The sequence below is a fragment of the Streptomyces sp. NPDC004435 genome (genome assembly GCF_042873895.1).
Lineage (GTDB): Bacteria > Actinomycetota > Actinomycetes > Streptomycetales > Streptomycetaceae > Streptomyces.
In genome coordinates this window covers 73,318-90,086 of sequence record NZ_JBIAMB010000001.1, presented here as the reverse complement: position 1 = coordinate 90,086, position 16,769 = coordinate 73,318, and the positions used below count along the sequence as shown (strand labels likewise).

Genomic DNA, 16,769 nt, shown 5'->3' with positions numbered 1-16,769 from the left:
CCTCCCATGCCCGCTCCGCCCACAGACAGGACCTGTTGGTGCTCCCCATAGATGTCGCCGCGGCCATAAACATCCAGACGCAGGCCCTGCTGGTCGAAGACCCCGAACTCGCCGCCGTCTGGAATCAGCTCCGTTCCCTGGATTCCGCGGAGCGGCGTTTCGCGCGCACGCTCCGGGACACGATCGACCAGTTGCTGAACGGTGAGGACACCGGGCGCTACGACTGGAACTCTCTCTACAAGACAGAGAAGACGCATGCGGGCACGCTGGTGGAAATCAGACTCCAGCGTGAGTTCCGGTTCGGGGATGGCGTCGACATGGACTACCGCATCGCCGGCGTCGACGTCGACTGCAAGTACTCGCAGCAGTTCGGCGGATGGATGATCCCGCCTGAGGCGCGGGGGCACCTCTGCCTGCTGGTCTGGGCGAACGACGAGCAGAGCCGGTGGAGCGCTGGTGTGTTCAGAGTCCGGGACGAATGGCTGAACAGCGGCAACAACCGCGACCTGAAGCTGACGGTGAAGGCGCAGCACCGTGACAAGATCGCCTGGCTGTGGCGGGACTCGGAGCTGCCGGAGAACGTGCTGCTGCACATGGCCTCCGACGACCGCGCGGCGGTCTTCCTGCCGCGATCCGGGCAGGCACGTCTCAACGAACTCTTCCGCCGGGTCCAGGACCGCCGGATCGGGAGAAATGTGATCCGCACTGTGGCTCAGCAGAAGGACTACATGAAGCGGGTTCGGGGCAACGGCGGCTCCCGCTCCGCGCTGCGCAAGGAGGGGTTCCTCATCATGGGCGAATACGAAAGCCACCGCCGGATCGCAGCAGGGCTGGGCGCCCCCGTGCCACTCGATGGGGAGTTCGTGAGCACCCGCGTCACGGAGGTGGGTCCGCAGGACACACGGCGCAGCGTGCTCCTGGACGGGCGCCTCTGGGCTCGCGCCCGCGCTGGGGAGGCTCCCGCGCAGGGGCCGTCGCTGCCCTCGCACACGGCGTAGTCCGCCCTCGGCCAGATCCCGCCCGCGATTCTCTGGCACGCTGATAGCGGGAGGATCAGAACACCAATGCCACAGTCCAGTGACACACCGGAGTGGTCGCCGCCGGAGGGCTCCTGGGCGTCGTCCGCCGCCCGGCGCCGGAACATGCAGGCGATCCGAAGCCGTGACACCAAGCCGGAGCAGCTGGTCCGGCGGCTTCTGCACGCACAGGGCCTGCGCTACCGCGTCGCCGCTCGTCCACTGCCCGAACTCAGGCGGACGGCGGACATCGTCTTTCGTCCGGTGAAGCTGGCCGTCTTCATCGACGGCTGCTATTGGCACGGATGCCCCGAGCACTACGTGGCCCCCCGTACGAACCAGGGCTACTGGTCCGGCAAGGTGGCCGGAAACATGGCGCGCGACGGCGACACTGACCAGCGGCTCCAGGAAGCCGGCTGGACGGTGCTCCGGTTCTGGGAGCACGAGCCCCCGGAAGAGTGCGCGGCGCGGATCGCGGCCGAGGTGGAACAACGTCGTGCCCGTGCCCGCGGCACGGGCACGACGTGATCAGGACTGCTCCGCGTCCCGCTCCCGGGCAGCCTTGAGGACATCCATGATCGACCGTCCCACGGCCTCCGCAACCGGCGGCGGGAAGGCGTTGCCGACCTGGCGGTACTGAGCGGTCTTGCCGCCGTCGAAGATCCAGTCGACAGGGAATCCCTGCACGATGGCGGCCTGCTCGACGGTCAGCATCGGCCCGTCCGGACCGAACAGATCGCGGTTCTCGGACTGCTTCTTCCGGGCGGTCTCAGCGTCGTTGGCCACGCCGAGACCGGAGACGCCCAGCTGCTTCCAGGCCGCCTTGGCACGGCTCGGTCCGAGGTCAGCTCCGCCGTGCTTCTTCGAGCCGCCCACGAGCGTGGGAGCGATGCCGGCGCTGCCCTTACCTTCCAGCTCCTGGTGACGTTCCGTGGCCTTGGCGTGCCAGCGCGCGTAGGCGGCACGCGCCGCCTGGCCGCGGGGACCGTCGTAGTACGCCTGGTAGCGCTCCTCCATCGACTCCTCAAGCGCCTCGACGACACTGACCGGGTGCTCGTGGGTCGGAGTCGGCCACTCGTACTTCACGTCGTCGCCGAGAACATCTTTGCGGATCGCGACGAGGATCGCGCGGGGCCGCAACTGCGGCACGCCGAATTCGTGGGCTTCCAGGATCCCCCAGTGGCAGACCTTGTAGCCAAGCCCCCTGTCGGTCACGAGCGTGCCGTCATCGGCGCGGTAGGTCCCGCTCTGCAGCCTGGCCTTGATGTAGTCCCGGTAGTCGGAGAACTTCGGGTCCAGGATCCCTCGCACGTTCTCAATCATCACCGCGCGGGGCTTGAGCTCATCGATGAGCTCAAGCATCCGGGGGAAGAGATCCCTCTCGTCGTCCCTTCCAAGCTGTTTCCCGGCATGCGAGAACGGCGGGCACGGCACGCCGCCGGCGAGGAGGTCTACCTCGCCTGACTCAATGAGCTTGTCGCCCGTACGGACATCCGCCAACGGCTTGAAGTCCTTGACGTCCGCATGGCGGAGGTCACAGTGCTGCTTCTCCCAGGCCCATTCCGGCCGCGTCTCGATGTTCCGCCGCAGGGTCTCCCTCGCGTGCTTGTCGATCTCGACCAGCGCCAGGTGCCGGAACCCGGCACGGTGCAGGCCGATGGCCTGTCCGCCGGCCCCAGCACAGATCTCGATCGAGGTGAACTCCGATTCAGTGCTGGCCATGCACCCTCCTTCGAACACGAACCCTGCTGGCGCCTTGTGCCACCAGCTATCACAGAGGGTGACAGACCCCACTGACAACGCCCCCCAAGTGTGAGGCATGATGCGGCCTCCCCCTAACCCGCGCGTGCGAGGGGCCCTCAGAGGCGTGGCGGAACCGAGCCGGCGCTATCCGTCCGCCCCGGACAGCAGGCTGATCACCGGGATCATGAGCGTGAAGGCGCCGGCGAAGGTCACCGCCCCCCACGCGACTGCGGCGACCGTGGGCTGCTCCACACGCCAGGCCAGGACGACGGCGCACACGGCGGCGAACGCCGACCCGAGGAGAGCGAACCCGAGCGCGACGATCAAGGGGAGCGAGAAGTGCAGCATGAGGAAATGACTCCAGTGTGACGTGGTGAAGGCAGCCCCGATCCGGGCGCCGCGAAGGCCGGAGTGGATGACGTGTCTCACCCCGTACTGGTGTTTCTTCGGATATGCCGCAGGGGCTGCTTCCTCTAGTGCTGGGCCTCACCTCCGGAGGGCAGACTGGCCCGCATGACCAGCTCGGCGGAACTGGTCAGACCAGCCCCCATCAGGGCGAGGGCGAGCCGCATCGTGTCATCGGCGCCGCGCTGTCCGTCGGCGAGAAGAAGGGCCTCCGCGAGCTCCGTGTCACCCGAGGCATGGAGCGCCGCCACCGCGTCGCAGAAGTCGGCCTCGCCGAGCGTCCTGCTGGCGGACCACGCCGTCCCGACGAGGTGGCGCAGGTCACCGGACGCCCGCGCCGAACGAAGGATCTCCAGCGTTTCCCGCACCGTGGCGCTTCGCTCGCCCTGCCGGTCCCGCGCCGGTCCCTGCGCCGGTCCCTGCGCCGGACTCCCGCCGGACGGCCTGGCGGCCGTCTGCGGCGCCCGCTCCGAGGGCACGGGACCGGTGATGGCGCATGCCGCCTGGACGTCCCGCTCCTGGCGCCCTTCCACGGCGTACGAGCGCAGCTCCTCAAGCTCGGCGAGGGTAACGGGCACGCCCGCGATGGCGTGCGCCCGCACGGCCTCGAAGATCGCGCGGAGCGTCGCAGCCCGCGGCATCCGGCGCCCGCTCCAGTAGTTGGACAGGGTGCTGGGCGGAAGCGCCAGCTGCAGCGCGCGGGCACGCTGCTTCTCGGACGGCATGGCGCCGACGAGTTCGCGAAACCGGATCACGAACTCGGTACGAGCGGGCGTACACCCGGCCCAGAACGTCAAACGGACCTGACCTAATGCGGCCACTGAACCTCCAGAGACATGCGGATATGGCGGGCAATCAGTCTCTCTTGATCATGCGGGCGCTTCGCAACCAGGAATGCTTCGTTCCGCACGTCTCGGTGTTTGCGTTGGAGGCGACCGGCCGCCTCCTGTGTTTGCGTTTCTCGTCCGTCTCGGTCCTGGGTGTTTGCGATAGCCCCGCAAACACCCAGGATCGCTTGATCTTCACGTCGCTCCCCCCGTCCAATGGGAAGGCAGACCGGCTGAGTCCGCCGGCAGACATCAGCGGCGTGCAGTATCAGACCGGTAGAGAAGGAGAGAATCTTGACGAACGCGAGTATTCCGTCGTGGCGGAACAACGGGCAGGGGACCATGATCCGCTGCGCACTGTGGCTCGTCACCGAGGTCGGAGTGGGCGAGGTATTCACGAAGACCCAGCTCCGCGAGGCGTTTCCGGAGACTTCTCAGATCGACCGCCGCATGCGGGACCTCCGGGTGCACGGCTGGAACATCGCGACGAACCGGGAGGACCCCACCCTCTCCCCGCACGAGCACCGGTTCGTCGAGATGGGCGCGGAGGTGTGGAAGCCCGGTCAGGCGAAGGCGGCCGCCGCCCTCACCGGCACACAGCGCCGTGAGATCCTCGACCGGGACGATCACCTCTGCCGGGTCTGCGGCATCGCCGCCGGCGAGGCATACGACGGCGGAATCGAGACGGCGCAGCTGGACATCGCCCGCCGCGAGGTGCTGAAGCCCGGGGGGAAGTCCGTTGAGATGGTCATCGAATGCCGCAAGTGCAGGGTCGGCGGCCGCGGCCGGCCGACGGACGTGACCGAAGTGCTTGGCCGACTGGCGAAGATGAGCGGGGTCGAGCGCGAGCTCTTCGCTCAGTGGGTGGCCGCGGACCGGCGGGACTTCAGCGCCATGGAACGGCTCTGGGGGGAGTACCGCAGCTTGCCGGCGGAGTCTCGCGAGACCGTCCGGGCGGCAGTCGACCGCCCGTAGCTGTCGGTCCGGAGAGCTGGAAGGAAACGGGCACGGGCCCGGAGTTGAGGAGAACCGTGGGGATGCTGAAGTTCGAACTTCCGTCGAACAGCCTGGAGAACGCCGAGTTCGTCGCACGCCGGCTCAGTGAGGCGACGACGGGCGACAAAATCCACGAGACCGTGACGGTGGAGTGGAACGGCCGGCCACACCATGTCGGCGTCATCGACATGCCGCTGCGCGACGTGTACTACAACCCGGCAACACACCGGATCAGGGCCCAGCGCGATCACGACCCCGTGCTTGCCCGTGGGCTTGAGACGGATCCCTGGAGCGCGGAGAGCCAGAACTACCTGTACCAGCTGCTCATGGGGAAGCCTTCCAACCCCGACGAGACAGACCCGGACTTCGAGACGCTGATGGAGAGCCTGCGCTCCGTCGAACAGCAGGAGCCCGGCCTCATGACGCACGAGGGCATCCTCGTCAACGGCAACACCCGGGCCGCGGCACTGCGCAAGCTGGGACGATCCAGCATCCGGGTCGGCGTCCTGCCTCCGTCCTTCACCTGGGAGGACATCAACGCAGTGGAGCTGGCTCTCCAGCTGCGTCCCGACAAGCGCCGCGACTACTCCTACATCAACCGCCTGATCGCGATGGAAGAACAGGAGCTGCTGGGGCGCGAGGCCGCCGACATCGTCCGCGACTTCCACATCCAGCTCAAGACGTTCAGGCAGGAGCGCTGGATCCTCGGAGTGATCCGGGACATGATCGACCGCAGCGCCACGCCTGACGGTGCCCAGCTCGCCCTCTCTGATTTCGAGGGCCACCAGGAGAACCTGAAGGAGCTGTACCGCACGTACACGAAGGTGGCCGCCTCAAGCCAGGAGAAGGCGGAACGCGTCAAGGAGAACCGGATCGCCGCGATCATCCTGGACTTCGCCAAGACGAAGACCCGCTTCATCGGCGAGGATTTCCAGGGGGATTACCTGGAAGAGAGCCTGCCCGAGCTCTTCGAGTCCACCGAGTCCCGGGACGAGGAGCCGGCGGGGATCGCGATCCCGGGCCTCTCCGTCTCCGTGGCTCCGCCCGCCGATCCTGTCGTCCGGGCCCGGGCCGTGACTGACCAGATTCTGCGGGCCCATGCCACCAAGTCCTCGCGCCACGTCCCGGACGCGGCGCGGGAAGCCGCTCAGCACGAACTCGCCACCGCCCGCAAGGGAATGCGCCGCGCACTGGACTCGGCCGAGCGGGACGACCGCCTGAAGAAGGTCCGCCAGACCACCGCCGAACGCCTCGACGACGCCCGCGCGGCCATCGATCAGAGCGTGAACGACCTGGTCGAGGCACTCGGAAGCAACAGTCTGGACGAGGCAAGCTTCGACAGCGCGCTGCTTCGCGTCAGGAGCAGCCTCACGAAACTCGCCCGTCAGGCCAGCCGCGGCGTCGCCACGCGCGGAGACGGAGTCACCTGGCTGATCAAGGCGAGTGAGAACTGACCGTGTCCGGAACCAGAGAACCCTCGCTCAGACTCGGCTTCGACGAGAGCCGCACCAAGGTCGTGTTCCGCTCCCTCGCGGACGGCCAGGAACACCTGGTGCGGTTCGTCGCCCGCTATGCGAGCGGAAGCCAGCGCGGCGCACAGGCCGCCGAGGTGGACCTGGAGGAGTTCCTCGCCCAGCTCCCGCTCCTCAGGCACTGGCACGACCCGACCGGGGTGTCCTTCGCGCCCGATCTGAGGGACCTCGCCGAAGGATCGGTCAAGGACTCCCAGGCCGTCGAGGCACGGCTCCAGGCCGGAAGCCGTGGAGAGCCCGTCCTGGGCGAGGTCGCTCCCTCCGAGGTTCCCGGCCTCCTGGGGCCGTCCTGGGACGCTCCGCTGACCAGTTTCCAGCAGCGGGACATCGCGAAGCTCCTGTCCCTCACCCACGGCGCCAACTTCAGCGTGCCCGGGGCGGGAAAGACCCGCGCCGCCCTCGCCGTGTACGCGGCGCTCCGCCAGGCCGGCAAAGTGAGGCGGCTCCTGGTCGTCAGCCCGAAATCCGCCTACGAGGCATGGACCGACGAGGCCGCGCAGTGCTTCACGGAGCCTCCCCGCGTGCAGGTCCTCAAGCGCACGCCAGATGGGGAGACCGAAATCCTGCTCGTCAATTACGAAAGGCTCAGCCGGCAGCAGTCCCAGCTCGCCGACTGGCTCACGACAGCACCGTCCCTGATGGTGCTGGACGAAGCGCATCGCATGAAGCTCGGGGTCAGGGGCACTTACGGCGCCAGCTGCATGGCGCTGGGGCCACTCGCCAAGCACCGGCTCATACTCACGGGAACCCCAGCACCGAACGGGGCCAAGGACCTGGAGAGCCTGCTCTCTTTCGTCTGGCCCGGCCACGGCCGACGGGCGGTGGACCGAGCGGTGTCCGGCGGTGACCTCAGCCACGCGAGCCGGGTTCTCCGTCCGCTGTTCACACGTACGACGAAGAGTGAGCTCCAGCTGCCGCCCGTGGATGTACGGGTCAAATACGTCCAGCTTCCCGAGGCGCACCGCAGGCTTTACTCGGCGCTGAAGAACCAGCTGACCGATCTCCAGGACGGCGAACAGGAGGAGTTCGCCCGGCTGGGCAAGGTCCTCGTGTACCTGATGATGGCCAGCACCAACCCGGCTCTGCTGGAGTCCGGGTCGGACCGGCACCGGCCCTTGCCCATCTTCGCGGCTCCGCAGCGGGCCGCCGCAGGTCTCCCGCTGAGGGAACTCATGCGTGAGCTGCCCCGCTACGAGACCTCCCCGAAGTACGAGGCGGTCCTGCGGACGGTGACGGAGAACGCCCGCGCGGGACGGAAGACCCTGGTCTGGTCGACGTTCGTCAGGAACCTGACCACGCTCGCGGCAGCGCTCCATCCCCTCCGCCCCGCCGTGGTCCACGGAGCGACTCCCGACCGCGACGAGCAGATCCGCAGGTTCAGGGAGGACCCGGACTGCATGGTGCTGCTCTCCAACCCGGCGACGCTCGGCGAGGGGATCAGCCTGCACCACGTCTGCCACGACGCCGTCTACCTGGACCGGGATTTCGCGGCCGGACGCTACCTGCAGAGCCTTGACCGGATCCACCGGCTCGGGCTGGCCCCAGACACTGAGACCCGGGTGACCGTCCTGGTCGCCGAGGGCACCATCGACGGCATCGTGCACGAGCGCCTTGGGCACAAGCTGGAATTCATGGGCCAGATCCTGGACGACCCCCTCGTCAGGGAATTGGCTGATCCAGAAGAAGACCTCACCCCGTGGGGAATGGACGCGGTTGACCTCCGTGCTCTCCTCAGCCACCTTGAGGCCCACTGACCCCTGGGGTTACTCACCCCGTACGCTCAAAGGGCCACGTTCCAGCCGAAAGGACCCCCCATGCCCACCATCCCCTCCCCCGCCATAGCCGCCGCCGGACTCGTCGGCGGATACGCCGTCGCGCGGTGGACCAAGAAGCGGCCGCTCGGTGGGGTGGTGCTGGCGGTGGCCGGTGGGGTGGCGGCGCGGGAGTGGCAGCGGGTGGGTGGGGGGAAGGTGGCCGTGGGGCTGTCGGCCGCCTATGTGGCGGCGTTCGGGGGGTCGCATCCGCTGGCCAAGAAGGTCGGGGCCTGGCCCGCCGTGTTCTCCGTCGCCGGCGGGATGGCGGCCACCGCGTGGGCCGTCACCCGCGACAAGGGCTGAGCGCGGCGGGCGCCCGTGGGCGGTCGGGCCGCCGGATCAGCCGCCCAGTGCGTGGCTGATGGTGTAGATCGTCAGGCCGGCCAGGGCGCCGACCACCGTGCCGTTGATGCGGATGAACTGGAGGTCGCGGCCGATGTTGGCCTCGATCTTCTTCGAGGTCTGGTCGGCGTCCCAGCCGGCGACCGTGTCGGTGATCAGGGAGGTGATCTCGGCGCGGTAGGTGGTGACCACGTACGTCGTGGCCGCCTCCAGCCAGCCGTCGACCTTCGCCTGGAGGCGGGGGTCGGAGGCGAGGCGCTTGCCGAGAGAGATCAGGGAGGCGCGGGCGCGGAGGCGCAGCTGGCTCTGGTCGTCCTCGGCGGCCGCCAGGATCAGGGCGCGGACCGACGCCCAGGCGGAGGCGATGATGTCCTGGACCTCCGGGCGGGCCAGGAGGTCGGACTTGAGGCGTTCCACGCGGGCGCGGGTCTCCGTGTCGGACTGGAGGTCGGCCGCGTAGTCCGTGAGGAAGCGGTCGATGGCGCCCCGGGCGGGGTGCGAGGGCATGTCGCGCATCTCCGTGACGAAGCGGAGCAGCTCCTTGTAGACGCGCTCGCCGACCTTGCGGTCCACGAAACGGGGGGTCCAGCCGGGGGCGCCGCCCTGGACCGCGTCCATCACCGAGTCGCCGTGGGTGACGAGCCAGTCGTGGGCGCGGACGCAGACCAGATCGACCGCCCGGTGGTGGGCGCCCTCCGTGACCATGCGGTCCAGGGTCTTGCCGAGGCCGGGGGCGACCTCGGCCTGGTCGGCGCGGCGGGTGATCGCCTCACCGACCACGGCCTGCACGTCCGCGTCCCTGAGCACGGTCAGGGCGCCGCGCAGGGCCGTCGCCGCCTCGGCCGTCACCCGGTCCGCGTGCGCCGGCTCGGCCAGCCAGGCGCCGAGGCGCCGGGCCACGCCGAGGGCGCGCAGCCGGCCCCGTACGACGTCCGCGGAGAGGAAGTTCTCGCCGACGAAGGAGCCCAGCGAGGCCCCGAGCTGGTCCTTCTTCGTCGGGATGATCGCGGTGTGCGGGATGGGGAGGCCGAGCGGGTGCCGGAAGAGGGCCGTCACGGCGAACCAGTCCGCGAGCGCGCCGACCATGCCGGCCTCGGCCGCCGCCGCCACGTACCCCGCCCAGGGGCCCGCGCCCGCGCTCTTCGCCCAGGTCGCGAGGGCGTAGACCGCCGCGACCAGCGCGAGGAGCCCCGTCGCCAGGGCCTTCATCCTGCGGACGCCTCTGCTCTTCTCCTCGTCCGCGGCCGTGTACGAGAAACTCACCATGTCAGCCCGACCTCCCTGCCCGCCTCCGTGAGGGGCCTACATCAGGGACTCCCGGCGATCCTCACGAGTTCCCCCGTACATCTTCGCGATCACGGACTCGATGTCCGGTTCCCGCACCGAGAGGTCCACCAGCGGGTACGACTCCGCCACCGCGGCCACCAGCGGCGCGGCGGATGCGGAGGCCGGGAAGGCGAGGTACTGGCGCGGCCCGTCGGCCCGTACGAAGCGGGCCCCGGGCACCGAGTCGATCGGCGGCAGCTCGCGCGCCAGGTCGACCACGAGCAGCCGTTCGCCGTCGCCGGCCTCGTGCAGGCCGGCGAGGTCGCCGTCGTACATCAGCCGTCCGTGGTCGATGACCATCACCCGTGAGCAGAGCTGTTCGATGTCCGTGAGGTCGTGGGTGGTGAGGAGGACGGTGGTGCCGCGCTCCGCGTTGAGCTCCCGGAGGAAGGAGCGGACCCGGGACTTCGAGACGACGTCGAGGCCGATCGTCGGCTCGTCGAGGTAGAGCACCTCGGGGTCGTGGAGGAGCGCGGCGGCGATGTCGCCGCGCATCCGCTGGCCGAGGGAGAGCTGGCGCACGGGCACGTCGAGGAGGTCGCCGAGGTCGAGGAGCTCGACACAGCGCGCCAGGTTCTCCCTGAAGCGGTCGTCGGGGATCCGGTACATGCGGTGGGTCAGCCGGTACGAGTCGCGCAGCGGCAGGTCCCACCAGAGGGTGGTGCGCTGGCCGAAGACGACGCCGATGCGGCGGGCCAGGCGGGTGCGGTCCCGCGCGGGGTCGATGCCGGCGACGCGGAGGCGGCCGCCGCTCGGGGTGAGGATGCCGGTGAGCATCTTGATGGTGGTCGACTTCCCGGCGCCGTTCGGGCCGATGTAGCCGACCATCTCGCCGCGGTCCACGGTGAACGAGATGCCGTCGACGGCGCGGACCTCCCGCCGTTCCCGGCGCAGCAGGCCCGCCCTGCGGCGGACGGTGAAGGTCTTCTCCAGGCCGTCGAGTTCGATGAGGGGCGTGCCCGGTGCGAGGGGCATGCCCGGTGCGAGGGGCGTACCCGCTGCGAGGGGCGTGGGTGGCGGGGTGGGTGATGTCGTGGGTGACGGGGCGGGTGATGTCGTGGGTGGCGGCGTGGGTGACGTGCTGGACATGCGCGGTCAGCTTCCTGTCGATCGGTAGGAACGGATGCCCGCCCGCCACGCCAGGCCCGCGACGCCGCAGCAGACGAGGGCCACGAGCGGGGAGGCGAAGGCCGTCCAGGACGGCACTCCGGCGGGGGCCGGGCGGCCGAGGACGTACAGGGCGGGAAGCCAGTTCACGAAGGCCAGCGGGATCACGAACACCACGCCCTTCACCAGGTCCTGCGCGAAGATCGTCGGCGGGTACTGGAGCAGCGTGTTCCCTCCGTACGTGAACGAGTTGGTGACCTCGGCCCCGTCCTGGAGCCAGAAGATCGCCGAGGCGCCCAGCACCATCACCGCCATGAAGATCACCGCCCCGCAGGCCACCATCCCCGGGACCATGAGGACCTTCGCCCAGGTCCAGGCGACCTCGTCGCGCAGCAGCACCAGGCTCCACACGAGCACCATCAGCCCCTGGAGCACCCGGCCGAGCCGGCGCAGGGCGAACTTGTCCGCCGCGACCTGCGCGAGCAGCGGCGCCGGGCGCAGCAGGAACACGTCGAGCGAACCGTCCCGGATCCGGCGCCCCATCCGCTGGAGCGAGCCCAGGGTGAGGTCGGCGATCCCGAAGGCGGTCCCGGTGGTGCCGTACAGGAAGGCGACCTCGGCGAAGGAGAAGCCCCCGAGCCCCCGGACCTGCCCGAACATCAGCAGGATGACAACGAAGTCGAAGAAGGTGACGCAGAAGGAGGTCACGAGGGTCAGGGCGAAGGAGGCGCGGTAGGTCATGGTGGAGCGGATCCACATGGCCGCGACCATCCGGTACGTGCGCAGGGCGTCGCCGGCGCGGCCGCCGAGGCCGGCCGGGACACCGGGGGCCGTGTCGTGCGTGACCTGCCCGGCCATCAGTGACTCAGCCACCCTGGACCACCACCTTCCGGGTCGCCGCCGCCTGGGCCGCGCGGCCCGCGATCAGGAGCAGCGCGAGCCAGCCGAGCTGGAAGCCGTACGCGCGCAGCAGGCCCGCGCCGCCCTCGTAGCGGCCGAGGTAGACGTCGGCCGGGACCTGGAGCAGGGCGGCCCAGGGCAGGGCGCGGGCGATCTCGCCGAGCGCGCCGGGGAAGACGTTGAGCGGGAGGAGCATCCCGGAGAAGAAGAGGCCGGTCAGCCAGGCGACCTGGACCACGCCCTGGCCGTCGAGGAGCCAGAACGCGCTCATCGCGACCAGGTACCAGAGCGCGAAGGAGACGAGCGAGCCGAGGGCCACCGCGAGCAGGAAGGCGGCCCAGCCGACCGGACCGTCCGGAAGAGTGAACCCGAAGGCGAGCGCGCCGATGACGAGGGGCCCCGCGCCGCGGCCGAGCAACTGGTAGGCGGAACGGCCCGCGTTGGCCGCGCACCACCAGCCCTGGAGGTCGGCCGGGCGGTAGAGGTCGACGGCGATGTCGCCGGTCCTGATGCGTTCGATCAGCTCCTCCTCGAAGCCGCCTCCCATGAGGCCGCAGACGGTGAGGAGGGCCTGCCCGATCCATACGTAGGCGAGGGCGTCGGACATGGAGTAGCCACCGAGCTGGGGGCGTTCGGCCCACAGCGCGATGTAGGTGTACGAGAAGACGAAACCGAAGACCGTGTTGGTGAAGAGGCCCGCCAGCGTCGCCACCCGGTAGGTGGAGTACCGCCGGAAGCCGCCCGCGGCCACGGTCGCGTACAGCCGCAGCATGGTGCTTCCCTTCGAAGGGCATGCGGAAAACGGACGAAGCGCACGACCCTAGTGGTCCGGGACACACCGCGGCGAACGGTTTTCCCGGTGGTCGTACGCGATCCCCCGGGTCGTTCCGCACACCCTCCCGGGCACCGCCCGAGCACCCTCCCGGGCCCTATCCGGGCCCCGCCCAGGCACCTCCCGAGCACCCTCCCGGCCCCACCCCGGACCCCGTCCGGGCCCCGCCTAAGCACCTCCCGGGCACCTCACCCGGCCCCACCCAGGCACCTCGCCCGGCACCCACCCAGGCACGTCACCCAGCACTCTCCCCGGCGCCCCCCAGACACCCGCCCCCCGCACCTTTCCCGGCTATTTCTCGGCGGCCACCCACCACCTTCGGGAGTTTTGCCCGCTTTGTGTGCACTATGTGATGCCATGTCCCCTTCCGTGCGTTCCTCCTCCGCCGCACCACCTCCGGATCCCGGCTGGGAGCCGAGGGACCCCACCCTCCCGGCACCCCCGCCCCGCGCCGACGCCCGGCGGCGCCCCAGGGCCTCGCTCCCCCGCCGCCTGCTGCGCGCCGCCGCCGGACTGTTCCTGCTCGGCGGAGTGCTGCTCGCCGGGGCCTTCGTCGCCGGGTACCTGCTGGTGTCCATCCCGGCCGCCAACGCCGCCGCCCTCGCCCAGTCCAACCTGTACCTCTACCGCGACGGCACCGTCCTCGCCCGCGACGGCGAGGTCAACCGCGAGAACGTCCGCCTCGACCGGATCCCGCTCCCCGTCCGGCAGGCCGTCCTCGCCGCCGAGGACCGCGACTTCCACACCTCGCGCGCGGTCGACCCCAAGGCCATGGTCCGCGCGGCCTGGAACACCGTCACCGGCAAGGGCCGCCAGTCCGGCTCCACCATCACCCAGCAGTACGTCAAAAACTACTACCTGGGCCAGGAGCAGACCCTCACCCGCAAGGCCAAGGAGTTCTTCATCGCGATCAAGCTGGAACGCGAGAAGACCAAGGACGAGATCCTCCAGGGCTACCTCAACACCAGCTACTTCGGCCGCAACGCCTACGGCGTCCAGGCCGCCGCCCACGCCTACTACGGCAAGGACGTCGAACGCCTCACCCCGGCCGAGGGCGCCTACCTCGCCGCCCTCCTCAAGGCCCCCAGCGCCTACGACGTCACCACCCACCCCGAGAACCGCCCCGCCGTCCTCGCCCGCTGGGCCTACGTCCTCGACGGCATGGTCGGCGAGGGCTGGCTCACCCCCGGCGAGCGCGCCGCGCTCCGCTTCCCCGACCCGCAGACCGCCCGCCCGGGCACCGGCCTCTCCGGACAGCGCGGCTACGTCGTGCAGGCCGTCGAGGAGTACCTCACCGGCCGCGGGATCGTCGACGAGAAGACCCTCGCCGGCGGCGGCTTCCGGATCGTCACCACCCTCGACCCCGACCGCCAGGCCGCGCTCGTCCGGGCCGTCGAGGACCGCGTCACCCACCGCCTCGACCCGGCCACCCACCCCTCCGACCGGTACGTGCGCGCCGGGGCCGCCGCCGTCGAACCGGCGACCGGCCGCGTCGTCGCCCTCTACGGAGGCGTCGACTACACCCGGCAGTACGTCAACAACGCCACCCGCCGCGACTACCAGGTCGGCTCCACCTTCAAGCCCTTCGTCTTCACGGCCGCCGTCCAGAGCGGCGCGCGGACCCAGTACGGCGAGCCGATCACCCCGTACACGCTCTACGACGGCACCGACCGGCGCCCCGTGGAGGGCTGGGCCGGCGCCCCGTACGACCCCGCCAACGAGGACGGCGAGAGCTACGGCGAGATCCCGGTCGGCACCGCCACCGACCTCTCCGTGAACGCCGTCTACGCCCAGATGGCCGTGGACGTCGGCCCCGCGCACGTGCGCCGCACCGCCGTCGCGCTCGGCCTGCCGGGCACCACCCCCGACCTCACCGCCTCCCCCTCCATCGCCCTCGGCCCGGCCACCGCGAGCGTCCTCGACATGGCGCAGGCGTACGCGACGCTCGCCGCGCACGGCCGGCGCGGGGACCACACCCTGGTCGCCGCGATCAGCCGCGACGGGGAGCAGCTGCCGCTGCCCTCCGCGGAGCCCCGGCAGGCGGTCGGACGGGAGGCGGCGGACACCACGACCGCCGTGCTGCGGGGCGTCGTCGAGGCCGGTACGGGCACGGCCGCCATGGCCGCCGGACGCCCGGCGGCCGGCAAGACCGGCACCGCCGAGGACGACAAGGCGGCCTGGTTCGCCGGCTACACCCCCGAACTCGCCACCGTCGTCGCCCTGATGGGCCAGGACCCGGAGACCGGCCGCCAGGAACCCCTCTACGGCGCCCTGGGCCTCCCCCGGGTCAACGGCGGCGGCCCGCCCGCCGAGATCTGGGCCCGCTTCACCCGCGAGGCCCTCGCCGACGCCCCCGTACGCGACTTCGACCTGCACCTGATGCCGGGCGCCGACCTCCCCGAAGTACCCCCGGTCCCGGACGGACCCGAGGACGGCGGGGAGGACGGCGGGGAGAACGACAGGGAAGGCGACCGGGACGGCGACAAGGAACGCGACAGGGAACGCGCCGAGGAGGGCGACGAGGGCTGGTACGGGACGGGCGAGGCGGGCCCCGGAGCGAAGCCGGCCAGGCCGGGGAGGCGCGAGCGCTAGGCCGGCCCGGGCGCCGGGCCGGGCGGGCGCGCGGGCGCCGGGCAGGGGAAGCCCGGGTGCCAGGCCGTCGCTCCCGGGCATCGGCGGGCCCGCCGGCGCCTCAGTGTCCGGAGGTCGCCTTCAGACCGACCACCGCGACCAGCAGCAGGACGACGAAGAAGATCCGGGCGGCGGTCGCCGGCTCACCCAGCACCACCATGCCGAGCACCGCCGCACCCGCCGCGCCGATGCCGACCCAGACGCCGTAGGCGGTACCGATGGGGAGGGTCTTGGCGGCCTGCGACAGCAGCAGCATCGAGGCGACGATCCCGGCGCCGGTGAAGACGCTGGGCCACAGACGGGTGAAGCCCTCGGTGTACTTCATCCCGATCGACCAGCCGACCTCGAGCAGACCCGCGACGATCAGAAGAACCCAGGCCATGACGACGACACCTCCGCGAGACGGAACAACAGGAGTGCGTCGTCTTTGCTCTACCCGGTACGGCGCGTCTCGTCGGGGTCCCCCCAGCCTAGCAAAGAACGGGCAAAGGCCCTGGTGACACCGGTCACCAGGGCCTTCTCAAGTCTCCGCCGCACGGATCCGCCCTACAGGTACAGACCCGTCGAGTCCGTGCTCTGGAAGCGGTCGGCCGCCACGGCGTGCAGATCCCGCTCCCGCATCAGTACGTAGGCGACGCCCCGCACCTCCACTTCGGCCCGGTCCTCGGGGTCGTACAGCACGCGGTCGCCGATCTCGACGGTCCGGACGTTCTGCCCGACCGCGACGACCTCGGCCCAGGCCAGACGCCGGCCGACCGCGGCGGTCGCCGGGATGAGGATCCCGCCGCCGGAGCGCCGCTCCCCCTCCGGGGTGTCGGTGCGGACCAGGACCCGGTCGTGGAGCATCCGGATGGGCAGCTTGTCGTGCGTGTTCTCGCTCACGTGACGAACCTACCGGCCGGGCTCAGCCCTTGTGCCGCCGGGAGGACGTCAGCAGCAGCCCGACGACCGCGACGGCCACCAGGGCCACCGGGACGACGCGCTCCAGGCGCGGAGCGCCCTCCTCGTCGGTGAAACGTGCCTTCACGTCGGAGACCACCCGGTTGACGGCGACGAACGCCCGTCCGGCAGTCTCGTCCACGGTCGAGGCCACCTTGGCCTTGGCGTCCCCGATGATCGTCTTCGGATGCACCCGAATGCCGATCTCGTCGAGCGTGACGGCGAGCTGGTCGCGCCGGCGGACGATGTCCGCCTCGATCTGCGCAGGGGTCCTGGCGTCCGACACCGCGCTGCCTCCGTAGTCGTGATCCGGTCGTTGATGGACAGTCTGTCAGTTCCGCCGCCGGGAGGCTGTCCCC

At 70.5% G+C, this 16,769-nt stretch carries 17 protein-coding genes and 1 riboswitch; of the genes, 7 read left to right on the top strand and 10 right to left on the bottom strand.

Features of this window, described 5'->3' with window-relative positions:
• Positions 1-38 precede the first annotated feature (38 nt).
• On the top strand, positions 39-998 hold the full coding sequence (locus tag ACFYT9_RS00445) for a NaeI family type II restriction endonuclease (protein ID WP_389159999.1): 960 nt from the start codon (positions 39-41) through the stop codon (positions 996-998).
• Positions 999-1,064: 66 nt separating this feature from the next.
• Positions 1,065-1,544: a very short patch repair endonuclease gene (locus ACFYT9_RS00440; RefSeq protein ID WP_389159997.1), complete on the top strand. Its 480-nt coding sequence runs from the start codon at positions 1,065-1,067 to the stop codon at positions 1,542-1,544.
• On the opposite strand, the gene ACFYT9_RS00435 is transcribed toward ACFYT9_RS00440, so the two are convergent.
• The 3 genes from ACFYT9_RS00435 to ACFYT9_RS00425 all read right to left on the bottom strand — a co-directional run bounded on the left by ACFYT9_RS00435 (position 1,545) and on the right by ACFYT9_RS00425 (position 3,919).
• Entirely contained in the window at positions 1,545-2,738 is a 1,194-nt protein-coding gene (locus tag ACFYT9_RS00435) for a DNA cytosine methyltransferase (RefSeq protein ID WP_389159995.1), read from the bottom strand.
• A gap of 165 nt (positions 2,739-2,903) precedes the next feature.
• On the bottom strand, positions 2,904-3,107 hold the full coding sequence (locus ACFYT9_RS00430) for a hypothetical protein (protein ID WP_389159993.1): 204 nt from the start codon (positions 3,105-3,107) through the stop codon (positions 2,904-2,906).
• 125 nt (positions 3,108-3,232) lie between these two features.
• A complete protein-coding gene (locus ACFYT9_RS00425; protein WP_389159991.1) occupies positions 3,233-3,919 on the bottom strand; it encodes a hypothetical protein in 687 nt (228 codons plus the stop codon).
• 366 nt (positions 3,920-4,285) lie between these two features.
• Here ACFYT9_RS00425 and ACFYT9_RS00420 point away from each other — a divergent pair, with 366 nt between their 5' ends.
• The 4 genes from ACFYT9_RS00420 (at position 4,286) to ACFYT9_RS00405 (ending at position 8,636) form a co-directional block, all read left to right on the top strand.
• Positions 4,286-4,966, top strand: coding sequence for a hypothetical protein (locus ACFYT9_RS00420; protein ID WP_389159989.1), 681 nt, complete (start codon positions 4,286-4,288; stop codon positions 4,964-4,966).
• Between the two features lie 62 nt (positions 4,967-5,028).
• Positions 5,029-6,441, top strand: coding sequence for a transcriptional regulator (locus ACFYT9_RS00415; protein WP_389159987.1), 1,413 nt, complete (start codon positions 5,029-5,031; stop codon positions 6,439-6,441).
• A 2-nt stretch (positions 6,442-6,443) separates the two neighbouring features.
• Entirely contained in the window at positions 6,444-8,273 is a 1,830-nt protein-coding gene (locus ACFYT9_RS00410; RefSeq protein ID WP_389159985.1) for a DEAD/DEAH box helicase, read from the top strand.
• Between the two features lie 60 nt (positions 8,274-8,333).
• The gene (locus ACFYT9_RS00405; RefSeq protein ID WP_387273705.1) at positions 8,334-8,636 is read left to right on the top strand and encodes a hypothetical protein; all 303 of its coding nucleotides are present in this window, start codon (positions 8,334-8,336) and stop codon (positions 8,634-8,636) included.
• 36 nt (positions 8,637-8,672) lie between these two features.
• Here ACFYT9_RS00405 and ACFYT9_RS00400 read toward each other — a convergent pair whose 3' ends face one another.
• From ACFYT9_RS00400 to ACFYT9_RS00385, 4 genes are all read right to left on the bottom strand, one after another.
• Positions 8,673-9,941 carry a DUF445 domain-containing protein gene (locus tag ACFYT9_RS00400; protein WP_376595474.1) on the bottom strand — a complete coding sequence of 423 codons (1,269 nt, stop codon included), beginning with the start codon at positions 9,939-9,941 and terminating at the stop codon, positions 8,673-8,675.
• 36 nt (positions 9,942-9,977) lie between these two features.
• Positions 9,978-10,976 (bottom strand): ATP-binding cassette domain-containing protein, encoded by a 999-nt coding sequence (locus tag ACFYT9_RS00395; RefSeq protein ID WP_389159982.1) that lies wholly within the window; start codon positions 10,974-10,976, stop codon positions 9,978-9,980.
• A gap of 120 nt (positions 10,977-11,096) precedes the next feature.
• The gene (locus ACFYT9_RS00390; RefSeq protein WP_387273756.1) at positions 11,097-11,966 is read right to left on the bottom strand and encodes an ABC transporter permease; all 870 of its coding nucleotides are present in this window, start codon (positions 11,964-11,966) and stop codon (positions 11,097-11,099) included.
• Between the two features lie 7 nt (positions 11,967-11,973).
• Positions 11,974-12,777 (bottom strand): ABC transporter permease, encoded by an 804-nt coding sequence (locus tag ACFYT9_RS00385; protein WP_389160590.1) that lies wholly within the window; start codon positions 12,775-12,777, stop codon positions 11,974-11,976.
• 420 nt (positions 12,778-13,197) lie between these two features.
• Between ACFYT9_RS00385 and ACFYT9_RS00380 the strand changes: the two genes are divergently transcribed.
• Positions 13,198-15,432, top strand: coding sequence for a transglycosylase domain-containing protein (locus ACFYT9_RS00380; RefSeq protein ID WP_389159980.1), 2,235 nt, complete (start codon positions 13,198-13,200; stop codon positions 15,430-15,432).
• Between the two features lie 100 nt (positions 15,433-15,532).
• On the opposite strand, the gene ACFYT9_RS00375 is transcribed toward ACFYT9_RS00380, so the two are convergent.
• The 3 genes from ACFYT9_RS00375 to ACFYT9_RS00365 all read right to left on the bottom strand — a co-directional run bounded on the left by ACFYT9_RS00375 (position 15,533) and on the right by ACFYT9_RS00365 (position 16,696).
• Positions 15,533-15,853: a DMT family transporter gene (locus ACFYT9_RS00375; protein ID WP_387273711.1), complete on the bottom strand. Its 321-nt coding sequence runs from the start codon at positions 15,851-15,853 to the stop codon at positions 15,533-15,535.
• Between the two features lie 33 nt (positions 15,854-15,886).
• A riboswitch (guanidine-III (ykkC-III) riboswitch) is annotated at positions 15,887-15,956 on the bottom strand.
• Between the two features lie 61 nt (positions 15,957-16,017).
• Positions 16,018-16,353 carry a co-chaperone GroES gene (locus ACFYT9_RS00370; RefSeq protein ID WP_360312095.1) on the bottom strand — a complete coding sequence of 112 codons (336 nt, stop codon included), beginning with the start codon at positions 16,351-16,353 and terminating at the stop codon, positions 16,018-16,020.
• Between the two features lie 22 nt (positions 16,354-16,375).
• Positions 16,376-16,696, bottom strand: coding sequence for a DUF3618 domain-containing protein (locus ACFYT9_RS00365; protein WP_376595470.1), 321 nt, complete (start codon positions 16,694-16,696; stop codon positions 16,376-16,378).
• Positions 16,697-16,769: the final 73 nt, after the last annotated feature.